Origin of the sequence: Singulisphaera photorubra (genome assembly GCF_045290345.1) — a bacterium.
Lineage (GTDB): Bacteria > Planctomycetota > Planctomycetia > Isosphaerales > Isosphaeraceae > Singulisphaera.
Map to the genome: position 1 here is coordinate 6293949 of NZ_CP155447.1, position 23101 is coordinate 6317049.

16 protein-coding genes and 1 pseudogene are annotated in these 23101 nt (G+C 60.4%); 3 read left to right on the forward strand and 14 right to left on the reverse strand.

All coding sequences use genetic code 11. The features are described from left to right. Positions 1-3: 3 nt before the first annotated feature. The 3 genes and pseudogenes from V5E97_RS23680 to V5E97_RS23690 all read right to left on the reverse strand — a co-directional run. Positions 4-456 carry a response regulator gene (locus V5E97_RS23680; RefSeq protein ID WP_406694018.1) on the reverse strand — a complete coding sequence of 151 codons (453 nt, stop codon included), beginning with the start codon at positions 454-456 and terminating at the stop codon, positions 4-6. Continuing rightward, entirely contained in the window at positions 450-2192 is a 1743-nt protein-coding gene (locus V5E97_RS23685; RefSeq protein WP_406701202.1) for an ATP-binding protein, read from the reverse strand. The genes V5E97_RS23680 and V5E97_RS23685 overlap by 7 nt, the downstream gene beginning before the upstream one ends. A gap of 207 nt (positions 2193-2399) precedes the next feature. Then, positions 2400-2795, reverse strand: a pseudogene (locus V5E97_RS23690) (hypothetical protein); the annotation flags it as partial. A gap of 267 nt (positions 2796-3062) precedes the next feature. Here V5E97_RS23690 and V5E97_RS23695 point away from each other — a divergent pair. Beyond that, positions 3063-3632, forward strand: coding sequence for a thioredoxin family protein (locus V5E97_RS23695; RefSeq protein ID WP_406694019.1), 570 nt, complete (start codon positions 3063-3065; stop codon positions 3630-3632). Between the two features lie 285 nt (positions 3633-3917). On the opposite strand, the gene V5E97_RS23700 is transcribed toward V5E97_RS23695, so the two are convergent. The 8 genes from V5E97_RS23700 to V5E97_RS23735 all read right to left on the reverse strand — a co-directional run bounded on the left by V5E97_RS23700 (position 3918) and on the right by V5E97_RS23735 (position 13752). Next, positions 3918-6095, reverse strand: a complete 2178-nt coding sequence (locus V5E97_RS23700) for a sigma-70 family RNA polymerase sigma factor (RefSeq protein ID WP_406694020.1) — start codon at positions 6093-6095, stop codon at positions 3918-3920. 226 nt (positions 6096-6321) lie between these two features. Beyond that, positions 6322-7485, reverse strand: coding sequence for a PepSY-associated TM helix domain-containing protein (locus V5E97_RS23705; RefSeq protein WP_406694021.1), 1164 nt, complete (start codon positions 7483-7485; stop codon positions 6322-6324). 70 nt (positions 7486-7555) lie between these two features. Next, positions 7556-7981, reverse strand: a complete 426-nt coding sequence (locus V5E97_RS23710; protein ID WP_406694022.1) for a transthyretin-like family protein — start codon at positions 7979-7981, stop codon at positions 7556-7558. A 79-nt stretch (positions 7982-8060) separates the two neighbouring features. Next, on the reverse strand, positions 8061-9041 hold the full coding sequence (locus V5E97_RS23715; protein ID WP_406694023.1) for a DUF1559 family PulG-like putative transporter: 981 nt from the start codon (positions 9039-9041) through the stop codon (positions 8061-8063). Between the two features lie 656 nt (positions 9042-9697). After that, the gene (locus V5E97_RS23720) at positions 9698-10789 is read right to left on the reverse strand and encodes a potassium channel family protein (RefSeq protein WP_406694024.1); all 1092 of its coding nucleotides are present in this window, start codon (positions 10787-10789) and stop codon (positions 9698-9700) included. A gap of 675 nt (positions 10790-11464) precedes the next feature. Continuing rightward, entirely contained in the window at positions 11465-12004 is a 540-nt protein-coding gene (locus V5E97_RS23725; RefSeq protein ID WP_406694025.1) for a transthyretin-like family protein, read from the reverse strand. A 69-nt stretch (positions 12005-12073) separates the two neighbouring features. After that, complete coding sequence (locus V5E97_RS23730; RefSeq protein ID WP_406694026.1) at positions 12074-12538, reverse strand: carboxypeptidase-like regulatory domain-containing protein; 465 nt, start codon at positions 12536-12538, stop codon at positions 12074-12076. A 209-nt stretch (positions 12539-12747) separates the two neighbouring features. Then, on the reverse strand, positions 12748-13752 hold the full coding sequence (locus tag V5E97_RS23735) for a DUF1559 family PulG-like putative transporter (RefSeq protein ID WP_406694027.1): 1005 nt from the start codon (positions 13750-13752) through the stop codon (positions 12748-12750). Positions 13753-14916: 1164 nt separating this feature from the next. On the opposite strand from V5E97_RS23735, the gene V5E97_RS23740 reads away from it, so the two are divergent. Beyond that, complete coding sequence (locus tag V5E97_RS23740) at positions 14917-16512, forward strand: tetratricopeptide repeat protein (protein ID WP_406694028.1); 1596 nt, start codon at positions 14917-14919, stop codon at positions 16510-16512. Positions 16513-16663: 151 nt separating this feature from the next. Here V5E97_RS23740 and V5E97_RS23745 read toward each other — a convergent pair whose 3' ends face one another. The 3 genes from V5E97_RS23745 to V5E97_RS23755 form a co-directional block, all read right to left on the reverse strand. Further along, positions 16664-17023, reverse strand: a complete 360-nt coding sequence (locus tag V5E97_RS23745) for an STAS domain-containing protein (RefSeq protein ID WP_406694029.1) — start codon at positions 17021-17023, stop codon at positions 16664-16666. A 339-nt stretch (positions 17024-17362) separates the two neighbouring features. Next, positions 17363-17737, reverse strand: a complete 375-nt coding sequence (locus V5E97_RS23750; protein ID WP_406694030.1) for a hypothetical protein — start codon at positions 17735-17737, stop codon at positions 17363-17365. A gap of 256 nt (positions 17738-17993) precedes the next feature. Beyond that, positions 17994-18347, reverse strand: coding sequence for a hypothetical protein (locus tag V5E97_RS23755; RefSeq protein WP_406694031.1), 354 nt, complete (start codon positions 18345-18347; stop codon positions 17994-17996). A gap of 788 nt (positions 18348-19135) precedes the next feature. On the opposite strand from V5E97_RS23755, the gene V5E97_RS23760 reads away from it, so the two are divergent. After that, on the forward strand, positions 19136-22978 hold the full coding sequence (locus tag V5E97_RS23760) for a beta strand repeat-containing protein (protein ID WP_406694032.1): 3843 nt from the start codon (positions 19136-19138) through the stop codon (positions 22976-22978). Positions 22979-23101 lie beyond the last annotated feature (123 nt).

The following is a 23101-nucleotide window of genomic DNA, read 5'->3' on the forward strand; positions in this document are numbered from 1 at the left end:
GCTTCAGTTCCGGATCGGCTTGGCACTACCCGGAGGCGGCTCGTTGAGCACGGCCCAGAAGACACCCAAATCCTGAATTCCCTCGAGAAACTCCTTGAAACCAACGGGTTTCACGACGTAAGCGTTGACCCCGAGCTTATAGCTTCGGAGCAAATCCTTCTCTTCGCGGGAGGAAGTCAACATCACGACCGGGACGCTTTGGAGGAGTGGGTCGTTCTTGATCTGTTCCAAAACTTGGAGCCCATCTACCTTGGGAAGCTTGAGATCGAGCAGGACTACGGCCGGATTCCCCTTGGAACGGTCCTGGTATTCCCCACGGCAATAGAGGTAGTCGAGCGCCTCGGCTCCATCGCGAACGGAAATCACCTCGTTAGCGAGGTTCGTCTTGGCCAAGGCAATTAAGGTAAGTTCGAGATCTTTCGGATTGTCTTCCACAAGCAGGATTGGCTTCAGCATGGTGTCCCCTCGACCTGCCTTAGTTTTTTGGGCACCGTGAAGTAAAAGGTAGCGCCTTGATCCACAACACCCTCGGCCCACGTACGGCCACCATGCCGCTCAATGATTCTTCGGACATTTGCTAATCCAATGCCCGTCCCCTCAAATTCTTCCATCCTGTGGAGCCGCTGAAAAACACCAAATAGTTTTCCTACGTACTTCATATCAAATCCTGTACCATTATCGCGTACGAAGTAAATAATCTCCGCACGATGATCTTCACAACCTATTTCGATCGAGGCTTCATCTCGTTTCCGCGTATACTTCACAGCATTGGACAAGAGATTGCGGAGGACTAACCGCATCATGACCGGGTCGGCCCAAGCGTCCGAAAGAGGTTGAATTTTCCAGTGAATGATCCGTCCCGCACTCTCGGCCATGACCTCGCGACAGACCTCATTCACAAGCTGATTCACATTTAAATTCACAGGACTTATCCCCGATCTCGCCATCTGGGAGAAGGCAAGCAGGTTGTCCACAAGAATGCCGGCGAATTGAGCCGATTCAATGATGGTGCTCAAATATCGTTGCCCGGTTTCACTCAGGACGAGCTGTTCGCTGAGCAATTCGGCATAGCCCACGATATGTCGAAACGGAGCCCTCAGATCGTGTGAAACCGAATAGGAGAAGGCTTCGAGTTCTTGATTACTTCGCTTCAACTCCTCGCTGAGTTCGGCAAGTTCCTCAGCCTGGCGAAGCACAATGCCCACGACCGCATTCCGAAATTCGGCCGCGGTTTCCAACTCACTCGTCCGCCACGGCTTCGAACGCAGACTCACGGTTTCCTTCCACACCTCGAAGCTCTTTCGCGGATGGAGGCGAAGGCCGTCATCCTCAATTGGCTTTCTTGGATCGCCTCCCCATTGCACTGTGCGTAGAACTTCAGGCCGAAACCAAAGGATGTAGCTCTGGTAAAGTTTGGAAATGGAGATCGCGAGCAAACCGCTGGCCTGATCTTTATAGGCTTGAGCTTCGCTTATAAATTCAGACAGTGACGCGGTACTGAAAACATCTTTCGCGATATCCTCGGAAAGCCATCCGATCAGTCGGAGGATAGCCGCTTCGTCAGGGGTGGATCCGACGCGATGGCACTTGCCATTGAAGACCACTGCGGCCCCCCCCGCCTCGGCGAATTCGAGCAGTTCCTTTGGGTGTTTGATCAGTCCGTCGGCGAACTCCTCCTCGCTCGCCATGTAGGCCAGGAGAGTGGTCTGGACCGAAGTCAACTTGAGACGGTACTCGAACTCAGCTTGTCGCTCCTTGGCGTCAAGTTGGGGTGAAAAAACTTGCCCAAGCAGGTCGCAGGCCGTCCTGATCTCGAACGGAACATCGAGAGCAGTGCCGTTATGACAAGAGATCAGGCCCCATAACTGGCCCTCCCGAAGGATAGAAATCGACATCGATGCCGCCGTGCCCATATTTCTCATGTACTCGACATGGATGGGCGAGACGCTCCGGAGAGTGGCGTCGCTTAGGTCGAGCGGACGGCCGGTCCTCGGATCATCCGCGGGAATGATCGGGACCGGCCTGTATTCGGCATTGGCAATCAAGCGGATCCGGTTTCGACGATAGAGTTCGCGTGCCTGAAGGGGAATGTCCGAAGCAGGGAAACGATGTCCCTGATAAGAAGGCAAGACGTCGTTGCGATCCTCAGCGATAACCGTACCGGCCCCATCGTCATCGAACCGATAGATCAAGACCCGGTCATATCCGCTGATGCTTCGAACAGCTTCCACGGCCAACCGACAAAGGTCATCAACCGTCGCGGCCCGCTCCATGCGGGTCAAAAAGCTTCGAACGAGCGGGTACAGGTTCTTGAACGAGATGACGTTGCCGGACTGGTGAGGTTCTAATTCGAGGATAAAAACGTGATCCTGGCGATGCGCAATGGCGTTGAAGGACCTCACGTCCCCTTGAACCGCAACCGAGAGCACTCCGACGAACTGGGCTTCACGATCGAGAGTGGGCCCGGCCAGCCACTGCTGCAATTGGCCTCCCTGTGCCGCTCCAAACACGGCTTCGACCGTTTGGCCCAGAATCGCCTCGACATTTTCTCCAAGCAACTCCTCAACATTCTGACTTGCTTGGAGAATGGTCCATGTATCGCCCTCGAGTACCAAGAGCGCTCCGGCAGGTTGAATACTACCGGGAATATGGATGGGCTCGCGGTCACACGTTGTGAGATCGCCATGATCGGATTGAATCGCCACCGCACGCATCATGACGTTGCCAATCCTATCCAGCCGAGATTCCCGAACCGCGAGCCATCGAGCAGGTTCATGCAGAACGCATCGAAGCATTCACACGATTCGCACTTCGATCCTCCCGGACTGACCGTGGAAGCCAGAGATTTCGGTTCATGTACGGGATCGCGTGTTGGACGTATTCCCTGAAAATCGCCCTGAGGGCGAGGAGGCGTCACAACAACGTCGCCGGACTACCGCAACCGGCATGCCGATCCGCATGATTTTTCCCACCCAGGGGCCTTATTTGGGGGAGGACCAAGGGGGGTCGTGGGCCTATAATGACGACTTCGTTCCCGTTCCTTTGGATTGGAGTTCTCCCTCATGGCACTGACACCGTCCACCATGCTACCTCTCGGGTCGAAAGCCCCTGACTTCCGCCTGCCCGACACCGAGGGAAAGCCCGTATCGCTGGCGGACTTCAAAGGTGCGAAAGCGACCCTCATTATTTTTTTGTGCAATCACTGCCCCTACGTCAAGCATGTTCGTCAGGAACTGGCGGCTTTGGGGCGTGACTACCAGGCAAAAGGTGTCGCAGTGATTGGGATCAGTGCGAATGACGCGGTGGCGTACCCAGACGATAGCCCCGAAATGATGGTCCGAGAGAAGGCCGAAGCGGGCTACACCTTTCCGTACCTTTACGATGAAAGCCAGGCCGTGGCGCGGGCCTACCAGGCGGCCTGCACCCCGGACTTCTTTCTCTTCGACAAAGACCATTCCTTGGTCTATCGCGGCCAGATGGATGAGAGCCGGCCGGGAAATAGTATTCCCGTAACCGGCAAGGATCTGCGTACCGCTCTCGATGCTGTGCTCGCCAATCAACCGGTTGCACAAACGCAGAAGCCAAGCCTCGGCTGCAACATCAAGTGGAAGCCCAACACGCGATCCGAATAACCGACGCACTCCGGTCGGTCCCCATGGCGAGGCAAGAACTCGATTCGAATCATGGCGAATCGCCCACAAGATCGCACATGATTACGTCACCCACTTCGCAAGCAGGCAAGCGAGGCTATTCCTCTCCTTCTGAAAAGACGTCGAGATCGCCCTCTCGAATCGCCTCAGGATCATCAGCAAACCGTCACCCGTGGCGCGCGAAAATCGGGAGAGCGATCAAGCTCTCCCGACCGCGTTGTCTCGAGCGAAGATTTCGATTCAATCGCAAGGATTCACACAGATCCGTTATTCCTTTTGGCCATTCTCCGGCTCGGCATCCTTCTCCTTAAGCAAGTGGGTCACCGCTTTTTCAAGTTCGTCGACCGTGAAAAATCCGGCGTAACGGATGACTCCCCTGGCATCGATGACGAATACTTTGGGCGAGGCGCCGTCCCACGCGGTGTGGATCGGTCCCGGCCCGCCGTTCTGGTCGGGGTCCCACCAAAACCGCGCCGTTGGCCCGATCGTCTTGACGGTCTGCTTGAACGCCTCACGATCGTTGCCGGTGACGACCCCCAGGATGGAGAGCGGCTTCCCTTCCATGTTCCGGGCCAGAGTCGAGAATAACTGCGTGGGAACCAGCCGAACGTTCCCCCCCGGGACGAGTGGCATGAGCTTCCGGTCGATGTAGAGCACGACGACTCTGCCACGAGACTCGCTCAGCTTCATGGGCTTGCCGTCGAGATCCTCACCCTCGATCTCGGGAGCCATCTTGTCGACGGACAAGTGGCGGAGCGCAAAGAGGGGGGCCTGTACTTTCTGATCGAGACGGCGAGTCAACAAGGCAAAGGAGCGCTCGTCGTTGTTTTCGACGTTGGGAAACTCGGCGATCACCCGTTCGAAGAGGTGCACTGCCTCCTCTTCCAACCGCTTCGGGTCCTTCTGCATGACCCATTTCCGATCCTCCGGGGTCACCCCACGCATCTGCCAGACCCGGTCGATTTGATCCGGCGAATCGAGCGTAAATCGCCGGATCATCTCAGCCTGATATCGGAGCAGGTCGGCCAGCCAGTAGCACGCGTGCCCCCTGACGTCACGATAGGGACTCTGCTCCAGCGCGTTGCGAGCGAGATCCTCCGCGGATTTCGACCGCCAAGTGTCCGCCAGTTTATATCGGTCGGTAAAGAGAGTAGCGAGTCGATCGCTCCGGGAATGGTCGCGGGCAAGGATTTCCCTGGCCTTGGCCCCTTCCAGTTCAAGCCGAGCGTTCTTGGCGAGCCAGACGAGTATCTGTTCGGAGACATCCGACCCTGGATTACGGATCGCCAGTTCCAGAAGGCGGCCGCTGATTCGATTGTAATCGGTCGCGGCCTGTTTGGCCGGGACCTTCCTCACCTGACCTGGGCCGGCGTTGCCTGCCCTGGCCTTATTGACGGCAGTCGTGTTCGCTTTGAGAGCATCAAACTCGCGCAAAAGCGTCTGAAACTCCTCTTCCGGTCCTTGTCGGACGGCTTGTTCCGGCCCCTTCGCGCCAGTTTCCTGAACCTGCTGTGGTACCGGTGCCGGTGCCCTCCCCTGCCCCTGCCCCTGCCCCTGCCCCTGAGCGGAATAAGCCACCAGCGCAGCGCTGGCCGTCAGGGTCGCGGCAAGCAACGACACAGCGACGATTTTCAGTTTGGCGAGAAACATGCTTCGAAGGCCTCCCGCAACGAGTGTGACAATCGGTTGGGAAACGATTCCGGCCACGGCGATCCTGGCCAGATCGGCGTTCATGCAAACCTGGACGGTTGCCTCGGCGAGAGTCGCCGGGAGAGTAGTTGCCGATGCGGTCTGTGAGGTGAGTTCGTACCAGGCGACTCCGACCGAAGGAGCCACCCCGCGACCGATCAAGCGCGCCCGCAATTTCTGACGCCCTCGGGTCTGACGGCTCTTGACGGTCCCCACCGGCCAGCCGAGTTGGTGCGCAGCCGCTTCGTGGGTGAGACCTTCGAGGTCGCAGAGCACGATCGCCGTTCGGAATCGCTCCGGGAGCCGGCCGAGTTCGTCGTGGAGCACGGCGTCGAGATCATCGCGAGGGCGATCCTCGTCGATCAGGGGCCTCGCCATCGCGCCGAGATTCCCCTCATGGATCCGCCTCCGGATGGCATTGGCGCGTGCGCAGGCGGCGATCCGCACGGCCACGGCATGGAGCCAAGGCCCGAGGGTCTCCCGCACCCGGAGCGTTGCCGCCTTCTGCACGAGGACCAGATACGTGGCCTGAAAGGCATCCTGGGCGTCTTGCTCGTTCCGCAAGGTCGCGCGGCAAACGCGGAAGACCATCGGGCCGTGGCGTCGGACAAGTTCCGCGAAGGCCAACGAGGCTGAGCGTTCTCCACGACCCGTGAACCGATCGAGGAGTTCCCCATCGCTCAGACCGCTCACGGTCCCTGAGTCGAAAATCACACCGAGCAGATGCAAAGATTCGCCGTGCGGTTTGCTCGTCAATGGACCAATCCTCCCCCCTCCCGTCTGGTTGATATACGAGAATGTGGCGAGGGAGGCTGGCGGTTCCGTGATTCTGGCAAAAAAATGTGAAAATCGCGAAAGAAGCGAATCTGCAATCGATCAAGCAGGCCCCTAAAGCCGGAAAGGCGGAGGGCCTGGAATCGCTACCGAATGATCCGATCTTGATCTTCGGTAACTCTGACTCAGGAGTCAGATCAACTCGGAATCAAGGAGCGTGTGCTTCGATTGTCTCCTGCACCGTCGTTCGTTGGGATGTCCGATTCTTCCGCCGGAAGCGAAAAGCGGGCCACCACATGAGCATCCCCGTCACCCACAACAATGCCAGGACCAGAGACGCAATAAAATAGAGGATGCGGGTCGGCCAGCCGAAGATGTCTCCAGTGTGGAGCGACCGCTTCAGATTGTGGAGTTGGGTCCCGAATCCGGCCTGACGAGTATTCTCCACCAGGAGGACTTCGCCACTATGGGGATTGAGGAAAACCCGGCTCCGGCCGGTCGGTGTGCGATCCTCGGGGTACTTCATCTGGGCCACGATCGGCCGCAGTCCTTCTGGCAGCGTGAGCAGCGCCAGGACGGCTCCTGGAAGTGCTTTCTGGGCAATCTGCGCAGCTTCATCGGGGCCGATCGGGCGGCCGTTCGATGTCGGAGCGACTCGGGTTGGACGCGCCGGGGGCGGCGCCGCATTCAGGCGATCGATCAACGGGTCGGCAAAATCACCGAAAGCAATGATCACGCCGGTGACGGCCATCACCATCGCGATCGGAGCGGTATAAAAACCGAGTGCGTAATGGGCATCGGAATTCCATCGTTTCCAGGACCCACGCCGACGGAGGGTAAGAATACAGGCGGGCCACCACAAGATCAGCCCCGTCACGACCAGGAACGCCGTCAAGAAACTGATCACGCCGACGATCCATTCACCGACCTGGCCCGCCATCAGTCTCGTGTGGAGCAGATGGAGGCGTCGGGCCAGCCCGACCTCCCATTGCGCCATGCTGCGAGTCCCGAGGATTCGACCCGTGTAGGGTTCAACGTAGACCGTGACGCGATTGCTGAGTTGGAACTGATGCGACAGTCCCGCCGCCTCGGCGAGGCGAACCGAGGTCACCCGAGCTTCGGGATAGGTTGAACGGACCCGCTCCAATAATGGCTGCAAAGGCAGCCGCTCGCCCTGGGGCCGGACGTGGAAAAGGCTCGAATTGAGGGCACGGTCGATCTGGTTCTCGAAGACCAACGCCGCGCCTGTCAGGCTGACGAAGAAGACAAAGAGCCCGACCACCAGAGCCACCCAGCGATGCAAGACAAGGAGTGTTTTACGAATGACCGTGAGCTCCCGAAAACAAATAGCAACCGCTAAATAACCGCACATCCGACTTTCAATGATCCTTCCATCGCGGTGGGCGACGGAATCGTAGCCTCGTGACACGCCCCCGGAATCCTCAGCGCTTGCGATTCATCCGAATGGCAAACGGGGGGAGTTCGACAGGCTGGTTCTCAACGATGGCGATATAGCCGGATTCTTCCGGTTCGGCGAAGGCGCTGGCGAGTTTGTCTTTGCCCCCCACCGCGGCCGGCCAGAGGAAGGTCGCGACGTACTGGCCGGCGGGCGCGCCTTGCTTCCCCTCGTCCATCTTCATTTGAAATCGACCTGTGGCATCCGTCGTGGCAGACGGCCGAGGTGCATCGGGATCGCGGTAGTGGTTGAGCAGGTGAAATTGAACTACAACCCCCTCGGCGGGCTTTCCATCCACGACGACCTGCCCTGAAACCGGATACAAGGCCCGGTCACCGGAAGTCTCACTCCCGCAAGCGCAGACCAGCAGGGGCAACAAGAGCGCTCCGGCACAAGCGGGGTATCGCTTCATCTTGATCCTCGAAGTCGCGATCCGAACACGTTCCAGCCCGCGTCCATCAGGGGAGTTCGTTCCATACCGACCGATGACATCAGAGCTGATCGGCGGAGATGACCTCTCCCCCATTGCGCGTGGCGATAGCCCGCCATGTCGCGACCTGGATCGAATCCTTGGCAAAACGAACGTGACCGTCAGTGAACAGGACATTGACCCCGCCCGAATGGAAACTTCGGGCAGCGAAGCGTCCGATGACGGCACCCGAAGTGCAATCGGGCATTTTGCTGTTGGGGGTCAGATAGTGATTGAAGGTCGCGAAACAAAAACTGCCACGTGCCCACTCGCGCGTCCGCTGGCCGCTCCAGAGAGTCACCGCCGCACAGAAACTATCCGTCAACGGCGTATTCGCCGCACCTTGGGCGTACTGCCGAACCGCATCGGTGGGCTTGGCTCCCGAGGTGTCACTCCCGGTCCCCCGGATCGTCTCGCTGTAGGCGGCGGTCGAGCTCAAACCGTCGGTGATTTCGGCAAATCGGACGGCCGACTTGTCGAAGAACAGGCCGTCCACCAACTGCGGGCCATCCTGCGGCCGGAAACTCCCCCCGTTGGCCAGGCCGGTGCCGGCGTTGGCAACGTAGCTGTTGGGCCCGAAGTCGGGATGAATCCGATCCAAAGAATCACTCGGGCAAAGATAAGCAGATATTGTGATTCGCACCCCTGTCTGGTTACCCACGTCCAGGGGAGAAATGGAAAAATTCAACGTATTGAAGACATTGTTCCCCTCGAGAAACGGCTGAAACATCGCAAGCGACGACCAGACGAGCGGCGCACTCGCCCGACCCGAGGGGAGCACGTTGTGCGTGCCTTCGTAATTGTGCAAAGCGAGGCCGAGCTGCTTGAAGTTGTTGCTGCACTGGGCTCGCCTCGCAGCCTCTCTCGCAGCCTGAACGGCCGGCAGGAGCAAGGCGATCAAAACGGCGATGATCGCGATTACCACCAGCAATTCGATCAACGTGAACGCATAACGACGAGGCCGTCGATTCGGAAAGTCGGGGAGGTTCATGAAAGAGATCATCCGCCCGGGGATTCCCAAGCGAGCCAAACCAGCGCTCGATCGGTCATGAAAATCCCGCGTTCAATGAGAGACCGTCGGTCGCCAGGAGCAGGCCGAGAGCGACCGCGAAAGGTGGGCAACAGCAGATATTGAGACCCAATCTCAATCCGAAATTCACTTTACGCGATCATGGTATCACTGTCAAGGGCGTGAAGAAGACGCATCTACGCATCCCAACATCCGACATTTCCATTGACTGGTTTAGCGCATCAATCCAAATTCGATAATATTTTGCTGATTCTCAGGATATGCCCTGAGCGCGGCGAGGCGAAACGTTTCCTAACAAATAACAAACATGCCAACAAGTTTCGATAGCTTAGCGTCCAGAATCAGATCTTCCCGTAGGGTGGGCACGGCTCACCATCCCTCTCTCTCTGCTAAATCAGAGGTTTTTAAGATGGTGGGCCGTGCCCACCCTACGGGAATTGTTAGGCCGACGATGATGCTATGGCCGAACGCGTGGGTGTAGGAAGAAACGGGTTCGGCGAAGCTTTGCCTCGGCTGTGCCCATGGCCGGCAAGGATCGATACATCCTAACGCTCCGGCCGACTGGATGTGCAGCCCCTAAAGCCAAGCCTTGGCTGCAACCCCACGGGGAAGCCCGGTAAGGGATCAGGCTACCGAGGTACGCCCGTGGGCCGCTGGCCCGGCTGGTTCGTGGACTCCATCTCAATCAGCCGGTCAATCGGCGCGATGACCAGGAGCATGTCGTCCGGTTCGAGCACGATGTCATGCCCCGGGTTCACATTCACGCCAGCTTTTCCATGGTACATGACGACGTTGACCTTGGAGTCGGTCTGAACGTCGCCCACCGTCCGGCCGACAAGCTTGCCGGTCGGACTGATGGTCAGGTCGATCAGGTGGAGCGGTTGGTCGGCGAGTTGGAAACGCTGATAGACCTTGCGCCCGGTGGCGGCGGCAATAAACGCCGTAGCCGAGACCTGAGCGGTGGAGATTGCCGGCAGCGAGAAGGCACCGGCGATCTTGGTCGCCAGCGATTCATCGAACAAACGCAGGACAATCTTGGCCCCTGGATTCAAGTCTTTGGACGTCAGGCCGGCATCCAGGTTGGTCAGGTCGTCGCTGGTTGCGAGAATCACCGCGCGAGCATGGCCAATCCCGGCCAGTTCGAGCGTCTTCGCATTCCGGCCATCTCCACGGATGACCGGTACTCCGAGGTCGATGATCTCGTCGATCAGAGTCGAGTCGCTCCCAATTCGCTCAACGACGACCACAGGCTCGCGGAGCGCCAAGATTCCTTGGACGACCTGAAACCCGACCTTGCCCAGCCCAACGACGATTATGTGATTTCGGTACAACGACGCCATCATTCGCTGCCACTCCGGTAGATGGCTTTTCTTGGTGAACGTGAGATACCCGAGTCGGATGAGCGAGTCGACCACCGCTCCCAATCCCACGATCGGCAACAGGAAGAAGAGGGGTTGGAGATACCACTCGTCGGGAAAGTCGAGATAGGGCTCCAGAAAAATGAGCAGGAAAACGCTGTAACAGCCCTCAATGTAAGTCAGGGGCCGATGGTGATAGCACTGATGAAGCACCAGGCCGCCGACCAGCACGAGCGACCAGAAGATCCCCAACGACCAGCGGAATTCCCAGAGCAAGAAGCGAAGATAACGGACGTAAATGGCGAACCCAATCGGGGCCTGCATCCGCTTCGCGCCGGACCTGATATCGAGTAACCACTTCATCGAGGCACTCGCCAATGCGCCGGGCGGGAGTCTGAAGCGATCCAGGCGGACGGCAACGATCGCGAGGCCATCGGACAAGGTAAGAGTCTGTCTCGTAAGTTCAGGGAAACCGAAAATTGAAGGCCGTTTGGGTGCCACGGGTTCCGTACTCGGAACCCGTGCGCGCCAGGCCAAGGCATTCCCGCATGGGTTCCGAGTACGGAACCACATGGCACCCAGCAGATCATTCAAAAGCTCCCGTGGGATTCACCTTCTGGGACAGACTCTAAGTGCATGGAGAAGAACCTGGCCGAAGGTTGGAGTCGCGAAACATGCCGAAGGAAACAGAGAACGCCCGAATCCGTTTCGAACGGAATCGGACGATCGCTCCCTCGTCTCGAGGCACTTCCCAACGAAGCAACCCCGCGGCGGAATCCGCGATCGGCCTCGGCTCGTTGTTCGTTGGGATCAGGCGGATGGAACAGACCGCCCACGCAACCGCGCCGGGGCGACAGGCGTCATCGCCTGCCGACAGGCCGATTTTAATGACTCGCGTCGAGTGTAAGCCGGTGGGTGTTGCGGATCAATGCCCGAACGCCCCGATCAAGAGGGGTCGAGTCAGCGAGTCAGCCGCCTTCGCTGATACGCCTTTGGGGCATGAACTTCCTGTGCGGGGTGTCGGTCAAGCTCCCCCGCTCAGGAGCTTGGTGTGGGCGACAAGTGCGCGGGGGCCGCATCGGCCTCCGTCGGGGCGGGGGGATCGAGGAGGGGGCCTTCGAGGGCGAACACGAACGTGCTGCCCCCTCGGGGGACCGTGGCGCGTAACGTCGTCCGCCCGAGGTCACTGTACCGCGGTGGGAGGAGTTCCTTGGCCGTGTTGACCTCCGCGGTGGGGGCGATCGTCGAGCGTTGCGCCAGGCCGATGACCTGCCCCTCGGTGCCCATCAGGTAGCTCACGGCGACCCGATAGGGGCCGGTGGCGGTTCCGGCGGCCCCCAGGTAGCTCAAGCGGTAAGCCCCCTCCGAATCGGTCTCGCCCACGGTCAAGGTGCCCTGCTCGTCGAGGTTCAGGAAGGTGACGACCGCCCCGGCCAACGGCTTTCCGTCGAGGGTCACCACTCCGCTGACCGGTTCGAGCACGGGCCGTTCGGAGCGATCGACTTCCGTGTTGCTGCAACCCGCGACGACGACGAGGACGAGCAGAGCGCTGATTCGGAACGAAGTGGCTGGGCGCATTCGATGGTCTCTGTTCGGGGAGGGACACGGCCGGCGCAAAGCACAAGGCGAACGACTACGGATCGAGATCTACTTCTTCTTTTTGGCGGTCTGCTTCACGTCGAATTCAAATTCGTCACCATCGTCGGTGACTTCCGCACGCAGTGGAGACGTGTCGGCGTTTCCGTATTCGGGGGGGAGTGATTCGACGGTCAGGCCTGAAGTCACAAGCATCATGGGGTCATCCTTGAACTCGTCGGGAACCTTGGCCCCATTCTTCAAGGTAGATTTGATCACCAGGACTTTGTACTTGCCGGGCGCGAGCCCGTCGCGGTCCGCAGACTTCACGGTGAACGCACCGTCAGGACCGGAGGACGCCCCCCCGGGGGTGCTGACCGGGTTGGTCGGGTCAGGGGCGAAGGTGACGCTGGCCCCCTCGAGAGGCTCGCCGTTCAAAGTCAACTTCCCGGTGACCGGGACCTGCCGCGGCTCGGAAGATCCGCAACCGATCGAGAGCGCGGCCACCAAGGCGGCCAAGATTGTGGATCGTCTCATTCTCAAACGACTCCCATGAGAGAAACGCGGCGGGGGACCATCCCTCTGGCAATGACTCGGTCGACGAGTCGTCAAGGCCCGGAAACACGGGCGTGGCGACGGCGGTCCGCGTGTTCAAGACCTCGGAAACGCGGCCACCGACGTCGGTGGCCGTTGGGATGACTCCCGCCGGCCGGCCGACGTCTCGATCGCGATGGATTGACCTCGCGTCAATACGCGTCGCTGCTGACGACCTCGCCTCCCCCGATGGTCTGCAACGACCACCAAGCATAGGGGTTGACACTGTCCTTGATGAACTTCACGCTGCCGTCACCGAACAGCATGTTCAGGCCGCCAGAATGCTTGCTCCCCATCCGCCACGCGTACGGACGCTGCCTCGGATCTCGGGCATAGCCAAAGACCTCGAGCATGGAACGATTCGGGAGCGAAGTGGGGGCCCAGGCGTGGCTCGGGTTATAGACGACACCATGGGTTGATGTATGGCAGCCTGCCCCCCAGTAGGGGCCGAACGACACCGTGGAGTGCTCCTGGGGCGACTCACCGATCATGCAAGTGTTGCTCAGACCATCGCTGATCTGCGAGAAGGTGACCGAGGTATCGTTGTTGAACACTCCTTGAAGATTCGTGGCGAAGCCGGTGCCACCGCTCGAGACAGGGCAGTTATTATCGCCGTACTGCCCAGCGCACCCGAGATAGTTGCTCCGCCGCGCTCTCACTCGCGAGTAAGGTCCGGTGGTCGCGTCATCGGGCGTCACGACCTCGGGGGGAAGGTCGGACGGGCACGCGAACACGGACACCAAGGTGCTGACCACGGTCGAATTGGTATAAGCAGTCGTCCCCGGAGCAACCGTAAAACAATTCTGATACGTGTTATTGCTCGAGGGATGGCTGAAGTTGTAGGCGTTGTAGAGCGCGCTCTGCTCGAGGTTCGACAGGATCATCGTGAAGAGGGTCGTGTTCAGCACATACGACTGAGACGGCTTAGTGGAACAGGCGCAGCCCCCGTTGCGAACCTTCGCTGGCGGAAGCGCCGAGTTCACGCTCTCGTAGTTGTGTAAGGCCAGTCCGATCTGCTTCATGTTGTTGACGCACTGCGAACGGCGGGCCGCCTCGCGCGCCGCCTGAACGGCGGGAAGCAACAGGGCGATCAAGACCGCGATGATCGCGATCACAACTAACAGCTCGATCAGGGTAAAGCCTCGGCGTGCGCGCATGGGGAGAACATCCTCCGGAGATTGAGTGATTGAAAGAATGTGAATCGTAAAATGCCGAGACTTAACGACTCTTGCCTCGTATCAGGAGGGAACTCAGAGGAGTCGCATCGGTCACGACCGCTCACTCAACAAAACGGACAGTTCTCACGAATTCGCAGGGATCCCAGTCGGTATGTCCCAGCAAATCCCTCAGCGGCGGGGCGCAGGTAATTAAAATCAGACCGACCGAGATCGCCAGTGACACCGACAACGCGAACCACATCGTCCGGGCGATTCGTGAGATCTGGCCCGATGGCTGAATCGGAGTTCACTGCGGTGGGATGAATCGCTCCATGAAAGTCTGAGGGGAGTTTCTCCAGGGATCGAAGTGAATCGAATCCAGATCCCGCAAAGCGGCGGCATCCCAAACGGCTCAAGCTCCAGACTGATGTCGGGAGTCCACTTTGAGTTTCAAACGATCGCCCATCAGGCCAACCCCCCGGCTTCCGACAATGCGAAAACTATGCCGCCGAAGTGCGTTCGCCAACGTCCGACGCAAACTGCCCCTTCGACCAAAAGCCCTAAGACCGACTCTTCGCACGAGTTAACGGGTTTCCCCACAAGCACGAGCAACACGCGAACCGTTAGCGAGCCGATACGACTGGCCACAACGGACTTCTGTCAGAACCCATCGACTCTGCCTTGATCTTACGCAAACCGTGCCCTGCCAATAGGACATGCGTGTTAGCTCGTACTTTAACTTGATGCATTGATCAATAACAAACCTGAAAGCTTGCCAATGATTAAATTCATTATCTGCTGCGGTCGAGTGACCGGCTCGTCAAATGCCGCCGCGAACGAGACGGCGGCGGGGAAAAACTTCGAGGCCCTCGCGCCAGCGCGAGCCGTCCGGGCCCAGCCGCGGGAAGACCGACGCGGCATCGGCCGGGAGACTCGCTTTGCCAACGCATTCGAGCCGGCCCGCGGCATTGACGAGACGGCTGCGCGACCTCCACGCCCGACCAACGCGTGGGAATCAAGAGGATCCCAGAGCCGATCAGGAAAAACTTCCCGCCGATGCAACGCGAGAGCTTGACCTCATTCGAGGGATTGGGGATTGTCGACAAGAGCAATCCCACGCAATGTGGGCAAAAAAAAAGGACCAGGGCCGAGCGACCCCGAGTGATGACCACACTCTCACCTCAACCTGACGGTGCCCCGATCCCTTCAGACGCGGACGGGAAAAGCCCCAGGCTACAGGCCGGCAAGCCTCCCAGAGCCGGGCGCGGGGTGCTGATCCGTGCGCTGGCGGTGTTGATCGGGCTGGCCCCGTTCGCCGTGGGCGAAGCGGCCCTGCGGGCACTCGACTGGCAACGCCCTGCCCTCCACGACGATCCGTTCGTGGGCTTCAGCACAGTCCACCCGTTGTTCGTCCTCAACCACGACCGGACTCGCTACGAAATTCCCCCCGCGCACGACCGTTTCTTCTGCCCCGAGTCGTTCGACGCCGTGAAACCGCGCGGTGAGTTCCGAATTTTCTGCCTGGGAGGCTCGACCGTGCAGGGTCGGCCGTTCGCGAAGGAGACGTCGTATACCACCTGGCTCGAACTCAGCCTTCGAGCTGCCGACCCGTCACACCCCTGGAGAGTGATCAACTGCGGCGGCACCTCCTACGCCAGCTATCGACTTGCCGAGGTGATGCGGGAGTTGATGGACTACCAGCCCGACCTCTTTCTCATTGACATGAGCCACAACGAGTTTCTCGAGGACCGAACGTATCAGCACATCAAGAATGTGCCGCATTTTATCCGACGTCCTCTCGAACTGGCGTCCGGACTCCGGATCTTCGGCCTGATCCGCTCCGCAGTCGGGTCGCTGGGACGCCAGCCTGAGAAACCGATTCTCGGCCCCGAGGTTGAGGCCAAGCTGGACTATCGAGGGGGACTCGACACTTACCACTACGACGAAACCTGGCGGCGCGATGTGATCGGCCACTTCGAGTTCAATCTCCGGCGGATGGTCCGGATGGCTCAGGAGGCTCGGGTGCCCGTCATCCTCATGAACCCCGTGTACAACCTGGATACCCCTCCCTTCAAGTCGGAGCATCGCCCCGGCCTGTCGCAAGAGGAGGGGCAGCGGTTTGAGGCGTGCTGGAACAAGGCCCGCCAGTTCTACGGGAAGAACCTGCCCAAGGCGATCGAATGGCTCCGGCAGGCGATCGCCATCGACGACCGGCATGCAGGGATCCACTACGCACTCGCGAAATGCTATCAGCAGTTGGAGCGTACGGAGGAAGCGCGCCGGTCGTTCATCGACGCCAAGGAGAATGACGTCTGCCCGTTACGGATTCTCGAACCGATGAGCCAGGCGATCCTCGACGTCGGCCGCGAAACGGGCATACCCGTGATCGACCTCGTCCAGGTGTTCTCGACACGGAGCCGAGGAGGCATCCTCGGCGACGACTGGCTCGTCGACCACGTCCATCCCTCGATCCGAGGACATCAGCTGGTCGCAAGCGTCCTGATCGACGAGATGGCCCGGAACGGCTTCCTCCACCCCACCCCCGGCTGGGAGGCCGAGAGCGATCGTCGCTACCAGGAGCAAACCGACTCGCTCGACGAGTTCTACTTCCTCCAAGGGCAGAAACAGCTCGGCAACCTGCGGCTCTGGGCCCAGGGGCGAGGCGACCGGGTCCGTCCCCTCGCGAAACCGAAACCAGCCGACTCCCCTGACCATGTCCCGGACGGCCGCGAAGGACCTCCGGGACGGTCGGACGATTGAGACGGGCCCCGCTCGCAACAGATCGGATGCTCGGGGCCGACGCGATCGCAAGCGGGTTTCGAATCCCCGGGACCGACGCCTTGAGTCGCAACAAGAATGCGGTCGGGGCGCTCGCGTTCCCCAGGGAACGCAACCTGATACGGAAACCGCTTTAGAACGAGTCGAGAGCCTTCGATTCCTCGTCGTGGATCTCGAAGATCCGATCGAACCGAGTAATCTTGAAAACCTGCGCCAGGTCGGGGGCGATACAGCAGAGCTTCAGTCGCCCCTGCACGGCCGTCACTCGACGGGCAAACTTGAGAAGGACGGCGAGCATGGTGCTCGACATCAAGCGAACTTCGCGGAAGTTGAGCAGTAAGTCCGCCTGGCCCAGTCCTCCGATCAGTTCCTGCAGTTGTTCGTCAACTTCGCCGATCACCTCTTCGTTGAGGATTTCGGCATCCGCAAAAGTCGCGATGGTCACCCCGTGAATTGTCTCCACAAGGACGCGGGGGTAAGCAGTTTTCGGCATCGTTCCAATTCCAAAATAAATGAGAAACTTCGTTCCGCCTGTTCTTCCTGCGCTCGGCTCGCTCGCGCGGATTGAACAACGAGGGGGAAGGTATGACCCGGCGGAATCCTCCGGCAACGGGCGCCCCTCTTTGGCGTAAAACATCGGCCGGGCATTCAGGCCCTCGGGGAGAGGGCATTGCCCGGCCTTGTTGTTCAAACTCGATGCCGCGACTCAATCACTCGCACACAACGGTCGGGCATCTCGCGATCGATTCGATCGTCTTCTTGACAGTCGGGACGTCGCCGCGTCGTGCGACATCCACCTTCAGTGTACGATCTCCGTCAACTCCGTCGAGGCCTATCGCCCCATTAAATCATCAATTCCCTCATACGCTTGACCGACCGGGAGGGTTCGGTCGTTGGGATGCCAGCCGATCGCCGTCGCGTTGGCCCGAGCAGGCGCAGTCATGCCCTCACTCATTGGTGGCTGGGGATAAACGTGGGCTTGGTGCGTCACGTCCCAGAGGCCCGGCCAGCCGCGCGGGTCGCCTCGCTCGATGGCGTTGATCAACATCTCAACAACCGACCAACGGCGCCAATCGACGGCCACCGAGAGCCGTGGGATCCCATTGGTGTGGGTCTCCATGCTCTCCGGGCCGAAGCCGAGCCGGCTCAGCCAATTGCGAGCACGGAGCAACGTCTCATTATTGGCGAAATAGTGCGTGTAATACATGGATCTTGGTCTCCTTCTTTTTTTTCTGGATCGCAATGGAAAGGAGCGCTGGGGAATCAGCCCAGAACCACAGTGGAAGGGGGGATTAGCGGTGATCGTCCCGCGAGAGCGGGAACCGGGCCGTTGCACGTCGATCGGGAATCCCAAGGGCACGTTCCGGGGCCACGACGCGCGGTCGCAACACCGATTCAAGTCAACGCTTTGGGACCACCGAACGAGGCCGCCGATCAAGGCAAGCGAGAGGGGGGGGCTGAACTCAACAGCGGAGGGGAATTCTCTGGCAGGAAGTCCAGACAGCCTTGGTCTGAACACAGGAGAAGGACGACCAAGACGCGCTGGCGATCAGGTGTGACGAGGTCAGCGGAAAACTAAAGGCAATGAAGTGGCGATCCAGGTCATCGTCGTCTTCCCCGTCAGAGAGGTAGAGACCGAGACCCACATGATCCAAGGCTTCATTCGGAAGCCGACCGTCTGACCGCCGAAGCCGCGTCGAATGCGAAAGCGTCGAGGCGACAGCTTGCGGCACCTTCTCCGAGTCGGAAGACTGATCCCATACTCCGAATGAAGGGAGCAGGAACGACCAGAAAAGGAGAATTCCGATGGTTTTCATCGGCAGGTCCACCACCTTCGTCTCGCCGTCCTTTGCGAGTGGCTTTCACATTATTGATTCTATCGCACTCGTCAAGCGAAACGTAACCTCCGCAGGCGGTTCCCTCTGAACCCTTCAGCACTTACACCTTCCGGAAACTCGCCCAGGATTCGCCTTGAACGACTACCTGGTTCCCGCGGTCGGTTCACTCGGCCCGAAAGAATTCCCACGATCGTGGCCACATCTTCCGCGAGGTGCGTCCCCATGCTGCATACTGTGGTATCGGTGATCGCGATCGCTGAGAAGCACACCTTGCCCTACCCCATTGGCGTCGTCGTCCGGCTGACACTGCGTCCCCTCTCTCAAATCGTCACAACCGACAGATTTACGAGAGTTGAAACGTGACCCAGGGCCACCGGAAGCCGGTCCGCACGATCATTCGATCACGCTCGATTGACCTCTTCGACAGACTTCCTGCCGCTCGTTGTGAACCGTCACTCCGCCAGGTGGCCCGTTGACAATGACTGCATGGATGGTAGTATCGAAAAGGTCAACCCAGATTCTCCAAGCAGAGTCCCTTACGGGGGTCAGGGCCTCTGCTTGGAGCGTCTGGCCGAGCGGCCTCATTGGTTTGTGTGGCTTATTCCGCTTTTGCCGCGCGTCATCCAAGGTTGATCCAGGGGCTTGTAACCATGTCGCTTTTTAGTCCGCGCCGGAACCTTTGGGGTGTGGGGCGTTCGTCGAATCGGAAAAGTCGAGCGCACCGCCTAAGCCAGCATGGGCTCAGACTCGAAGCGTTGGAGAGCCGATTGGCCCCCGCCACGAGCATATGGAGTGGTGCCGTCGATGGACTCTGGTCCTCGGCCGGCAATTGGGACACTCCACCGACGGCCGGCAGCGACCTGATCTTCCCCGATGGCGCCGCCAACCTCGCCAACGTCAACGACCTGGCAGCGGGGACGTCGTTTGCGTCGTTCACGGTCTCCGGCGATGGGTATACGATCAATGGAGCCGCGATCGGCCTGGATGGGGTGCTTGACGTCTCGCACGCGGCGGGAACCGACACGATCAATCTCCCGATCGGGTTCTCGGGGACTGCGACGATCGAAGTCGATCAGGCGGGTGCCGTCCTTGTCCTGGGTGGGGTCATTTCCGGTTCCACGGGTCTGACCAAGGTGGGAGCCGGCGCACTCGACCTGCAGGCGGACAATGCCTACACAGGCACAACGACCGTCACGGGCGGCGTGCTGGTGGTCGACGGCCAGCAGCCCGGCAGTCCCGTGGCGTTGAGCGCCGGGACGTCCCTCCGAGGGGCGGGCACGGTAGGCGGTATCACGGCCACGGCCGGGACAGTGAAGCCGGGGGACACCTCCCCAGCGATCCTGACGGGCACCGGCAACTTGAATTTCGATGCCGCATCGACGTTTGCCGTCGCCTTGAATGGCACGACCGCGGGGACAAACTACAGCCAGTTGGGAGTCAACGGCCAGGTTTCGCTCGGAGGGGCCACGCTTCAGTCGACGCTCGGCTACACTCCGGCCGACCACGACCAGTACACCATCATCGATAATAAGGGTGCCGCGGCGATCAACGGTATCTTTGCGGGACTCCCTCAGGGGGCCACGGTTGTGGTCGCCAACGAGACGTTCCAGATCAGTTACACCGGTGGTGACGGCAACGACGTGGTGCTGACCCACCTGCTCGGCACCACGACGAGCCTGGCGGCCGCTCCCACCGCGAGCGTCTTTGGCCAGCCCGTCACCTTGACGGCGACCGTCATCGCTTCGGATCCGGGTCAACTCGACTCCCCCACCGGGACCGTCGAGTTCTTCAACGGCTCGACCTCGCTGGGGACTGCCACGATTCTTGGTGGCATCGCCACGCTGAGCACCACCGCCCTCCCCGCTGGGTCCGACGCGGTCACCGCTCGGTACAATGGGGATGCGGAATTCGCCTCCAGCACCTCACCGGCGATCACGGTGACGGTCGCGAAGTCGAACACGACCACCACGCTCAACGTCGCACCCACCAGTTCGGTGATCGGCCAGGCGGTGACGTTGACGACGACGGTTGCGGCGGTCAGCCCCGGATCTGGAACTCCCACCGGGACCGTCGAGTTCTTCAGCGGCATTACCTCGCTGGGGACCGCCACTCTGGCCAACGGCGTGGCCACCCTGACGACCCTCGTCTTGCCGTTGGGCAACGACTCGATCACAGCCAAGTACCTGGGATCGGCCAACTTCGCCGAGAACACCTCAGCGACCGTGATCGCCACCGTCTCCCAGGCGAGCACGACCACCACGCTGACGACTTCGCCCAACCCCTCCAGCGTCGGCCAGTCGACGACCCTGACGGCGACCCTCGCCGTGGTCAGCCCCGGATCAGGGTTTCCCACCGGGACTGTCGAGTTCTTCAACGGCGCGACCTCGCTGGGGACCGCCACGATTAGCAATGGCGTGGCCACGCTGAACACCACCGCCCTACCGCTTGGCACCAGCTCGCTCACGGCTCGTTACCAGGGGGATGTCAACTACACCACGAGCACTTCCGCGGCCAAGATCCAAACGGTCAGCCCCGCGACCTCGACCTCGTTGACCGCCAACCCCACTTCGGGCCCCTTCGGCACGACCGTGACGCTCACCGCCACGGTGGCGCCGGCGAGTGGCACGGGAACGCTCACAGGTAACGTCGTCTTCATGAGCGGCACGACTCCGCTGGGAACGGCCGCGGTGAGCAACGGGGTCGCTACCCTGGTGACCAGCACCATCCCCGGCGGCACCAACTCGATCACGGCCCAGTACCAAGGTGATTCCAACTTTGGCGGCAGCACTTCGGCACCCGTCAACGTGACGGTGGCCAAGGTGGACACGACCTCAGCACTCACGGTCTCGCCCCTGAACTCGGGTCTGGGCAACCCGGTGACCCTGACCGTCACCATCACCTCGACCAGCACGAGCGCCGTCAAGCCTTCCGGCACCGTCCAGTTCTTCGATGGCGCGGTGGCGATCGGCACAGCCACCGTCAGTAGCGCTGGCATCGCGACGCTGACGACCTCCGCCCTGACCCTCGGATCGCACTCGATCACGGCAAAGTACGCGGGAGACGGCAACTTCAACGCCAGCACCTCGCCGGCGGTCACTCAAAATGTGGGTCAGCTCAGCACGACGACGCTGTCCGTCACTCCCACGGAGTCCGTCTCCGGACAAACGGTAACCCTGACGGCCGCCGTCACGGCCACCTCCGCGCCAGGAACCCCAACGGGGACCGTCGAGTTCTTCAGCGGCCAGACCAGCCTGGGCACGGCCACCATCATCAACGGCGTGGCCACCTTGACGACTACCGCCCTCCCGGTCGGAGTCAACAACGCGATCACGGCCAAGTATTCCGGGGATACCACGTTCGGTGCCAGCACCTCGTTGGCCAGTTCCGTGACGGTGACCAAGGCCGACACAACCATCGCGGTGACGGTCACGCCCAACCCAGCCGGGTTCGGCGACCAATGGACGCTGACGGCCACGATCACCGCGGCCAGCCCCGGCTCAGGCACCCCCGCAGGCACCGTCCAGTTCTTCACCAACGGGACCGCGATCGGGAATCCCGTTACCCTGGTCAACGGCGTCGCAACCTTGTCGACCTCGGCCATGCCGCTGGGGACCAGCACGATCACCGCCCGATACTCGGGTAACACCAACTTCGTGACCCGAGACGCGGCCACCACGGCGTCGGTGACTCAGTCGAACTCGATCGTCGACCTGACGTCGTCGATTCTCAATCCGACCGCAAAGCAAGCGATCACGCTGACGGCAACGGTCTCGCCCACGAATTCCGGCACGAGCTCCCCCACGGGAACGGTTCAGTTCTTCGCCAACGGGGTTCTGTTGGGGACGGGCACCCTGTCCAGCGGCAGAGCAACCTTCGTCACAACGGACCTGGCGGTCGGCGTCGACACCGTCACCGCGGTCTATCTGGGAGACGCGAACTTCAGCACATCCACGTCGCCGGACCTCACGGTCGTCGTCGGCGATCAGACCGAGCAGTTCCTCAATCAGGTCTACATCAACTCGGTAGGTCGACCGGCCACTTTGGATGAGCTCGACTTCTATCGCACCCAACTGACGGTCGGCGTTCCGCGGAATAAGGTCGTCGCGAGAATTGTCAACAGCCCCGACGGACAGGCCAACGCGGTGACCGTCGTTTATCGCACCTTCCTCCGCCGCGAGCCCACTTTCCGAGAGGTGCTCCGCGGGTTGCAGAGCCAGAAGAGGTCTCAAGGCTTCGGCGCGGAGATCCAGGTCCTCGGCTCGCAAGAGTACTATCAAACGCAGGGTGGCGGAACGATCAACGGCTTCCTGACCGCCCTCTACGCCGACGTGCTGGGAACGGCGATCCCGAGCTCGGCCGAGGCCAGACTGACCCGACAACTGAGGCAAGGTGTCTCGCGAACCTCGGTCGCCAGCTCCGTGGTTCTCAGTCAGCCCGGCAAATCCGCCTTCGTCACGTTCCTTTATCAGCAGTTCTTCAGCACCACCCCCACCACCCAGCAGCGGGCCCGCTCGGTGGGAATCCTGAACCGGGGCGGTTTCGTCAACCAGGTGGTCACCGACCTGCTCTCCTCCAACGACTTCTACGACCAGTTCGCCAATATCTCCTGACCCTTCGGACTCATCCGGAGCATCAACTACGGGGCGGTGACGATCTCAGCGATCGTCACCGCCCCCCGTCTCGTTTCCGGCAGACATAGCCAAACCGATGACCCCGAAAAACTCGAAATTCTT

Excerpts from the sequence above, each read along its gene's own strand:
- V5E97_RS23735 (WP_406694027.1), bottom strand. The coding sequence starts at position 13,752 with ATGCGCGCACGCCGAGGCTTTACCCTGATCGAGCTGTTAGTTGTGATC.
- V5E97_RS23715 (WP_406694023.1), bottom strand. The coding sequence starts at position 9,041 with ATGATCTCTTTCATGAACCTCCCCGACTTTCCGAATCGACGGCCTCGT.
- V5E97_RS23720 (WP_406694024.1), bottom strand. The coding sequence starts at position 10,789 with ATGAAGTGGTTACTCGATATCAGGTCCGGCGCGAAGCGGATGCAGGCC.
- V5E97_RS23680 (WP_406694018.1), bottom strand. The coding sequence starts at position 456 with ATGCTGAAGCCAATCCTGCTTGTGGAAGACAATCCGAAAGATCTCGAA.
- V5E97_RS23745 (WP_406694029.1), bottom strand. The coding sequence starts at position 17,023 with ATGCCGAAAACTGCTTACCCCCGCGTCCTTGTGGAGACAATTCACGGG.
- V5E97_RS23710 (WP_406694022.1), bottom strand. The coding sequence starts at position 7,981 with ATGAAGCGATACCCCGCTTGTGCCGGAGCGCTCTTGTTGCCCCTGCTG.
- V5E97_RS23725 (WP_406694025.1), bottom strand. The coding sequence starts at position 12,004 with ATGCGCCCAGCCACTTCGTTCCGAATCAGCGCTCTGCTCGTCCTCGTC.
- V5E97_RS23730 (WP_406694026.1), bottom strand. The coding sequence starts at position 12,538 with ATGAGACGATCCACAATCTTGGCCGCCTTGGTGGCCGCGCTCTCGATC.
- V5E97_RS23740 (WP_406694028.1), top strand. The coding sequence starts at position 14,917 with ATGACCACACTCTCACCTCAACCTGACGGTGCCCCGATCCCTTCAGAC.
- V5E97_RS23705 (WP_406694021.1), bottom strand. The coding sequence starts at position 7,485 with ATGTGCGGTTATTTAGCGGTTGCTATTTGTTTTCGGGAGCTCACGGTC.
- V5E97_RS23750 (WP_406694030.1), bottom strand. The coding sequence starts at position 17,737 with ATGTATTACACGCACTATTTCGCCAATAATGAGACGTTGCTCCGTGCT.
- V5E97_RS23755 (WP_406694031.1), bottom strand. The coding sequence starts at position 18,347 with ATGAAAACCATCGGAATTCTCCTTTTCTGGTCGTTCCTGCTCCCTTCA.
- V5E97_RS23695 (WP_406694019.1), top strand. The coding sequence starts at position 3,063 with ATGGCACTGACACCGTCCACCATGCTACCTCTCGGGTCGAAAGCCCCT.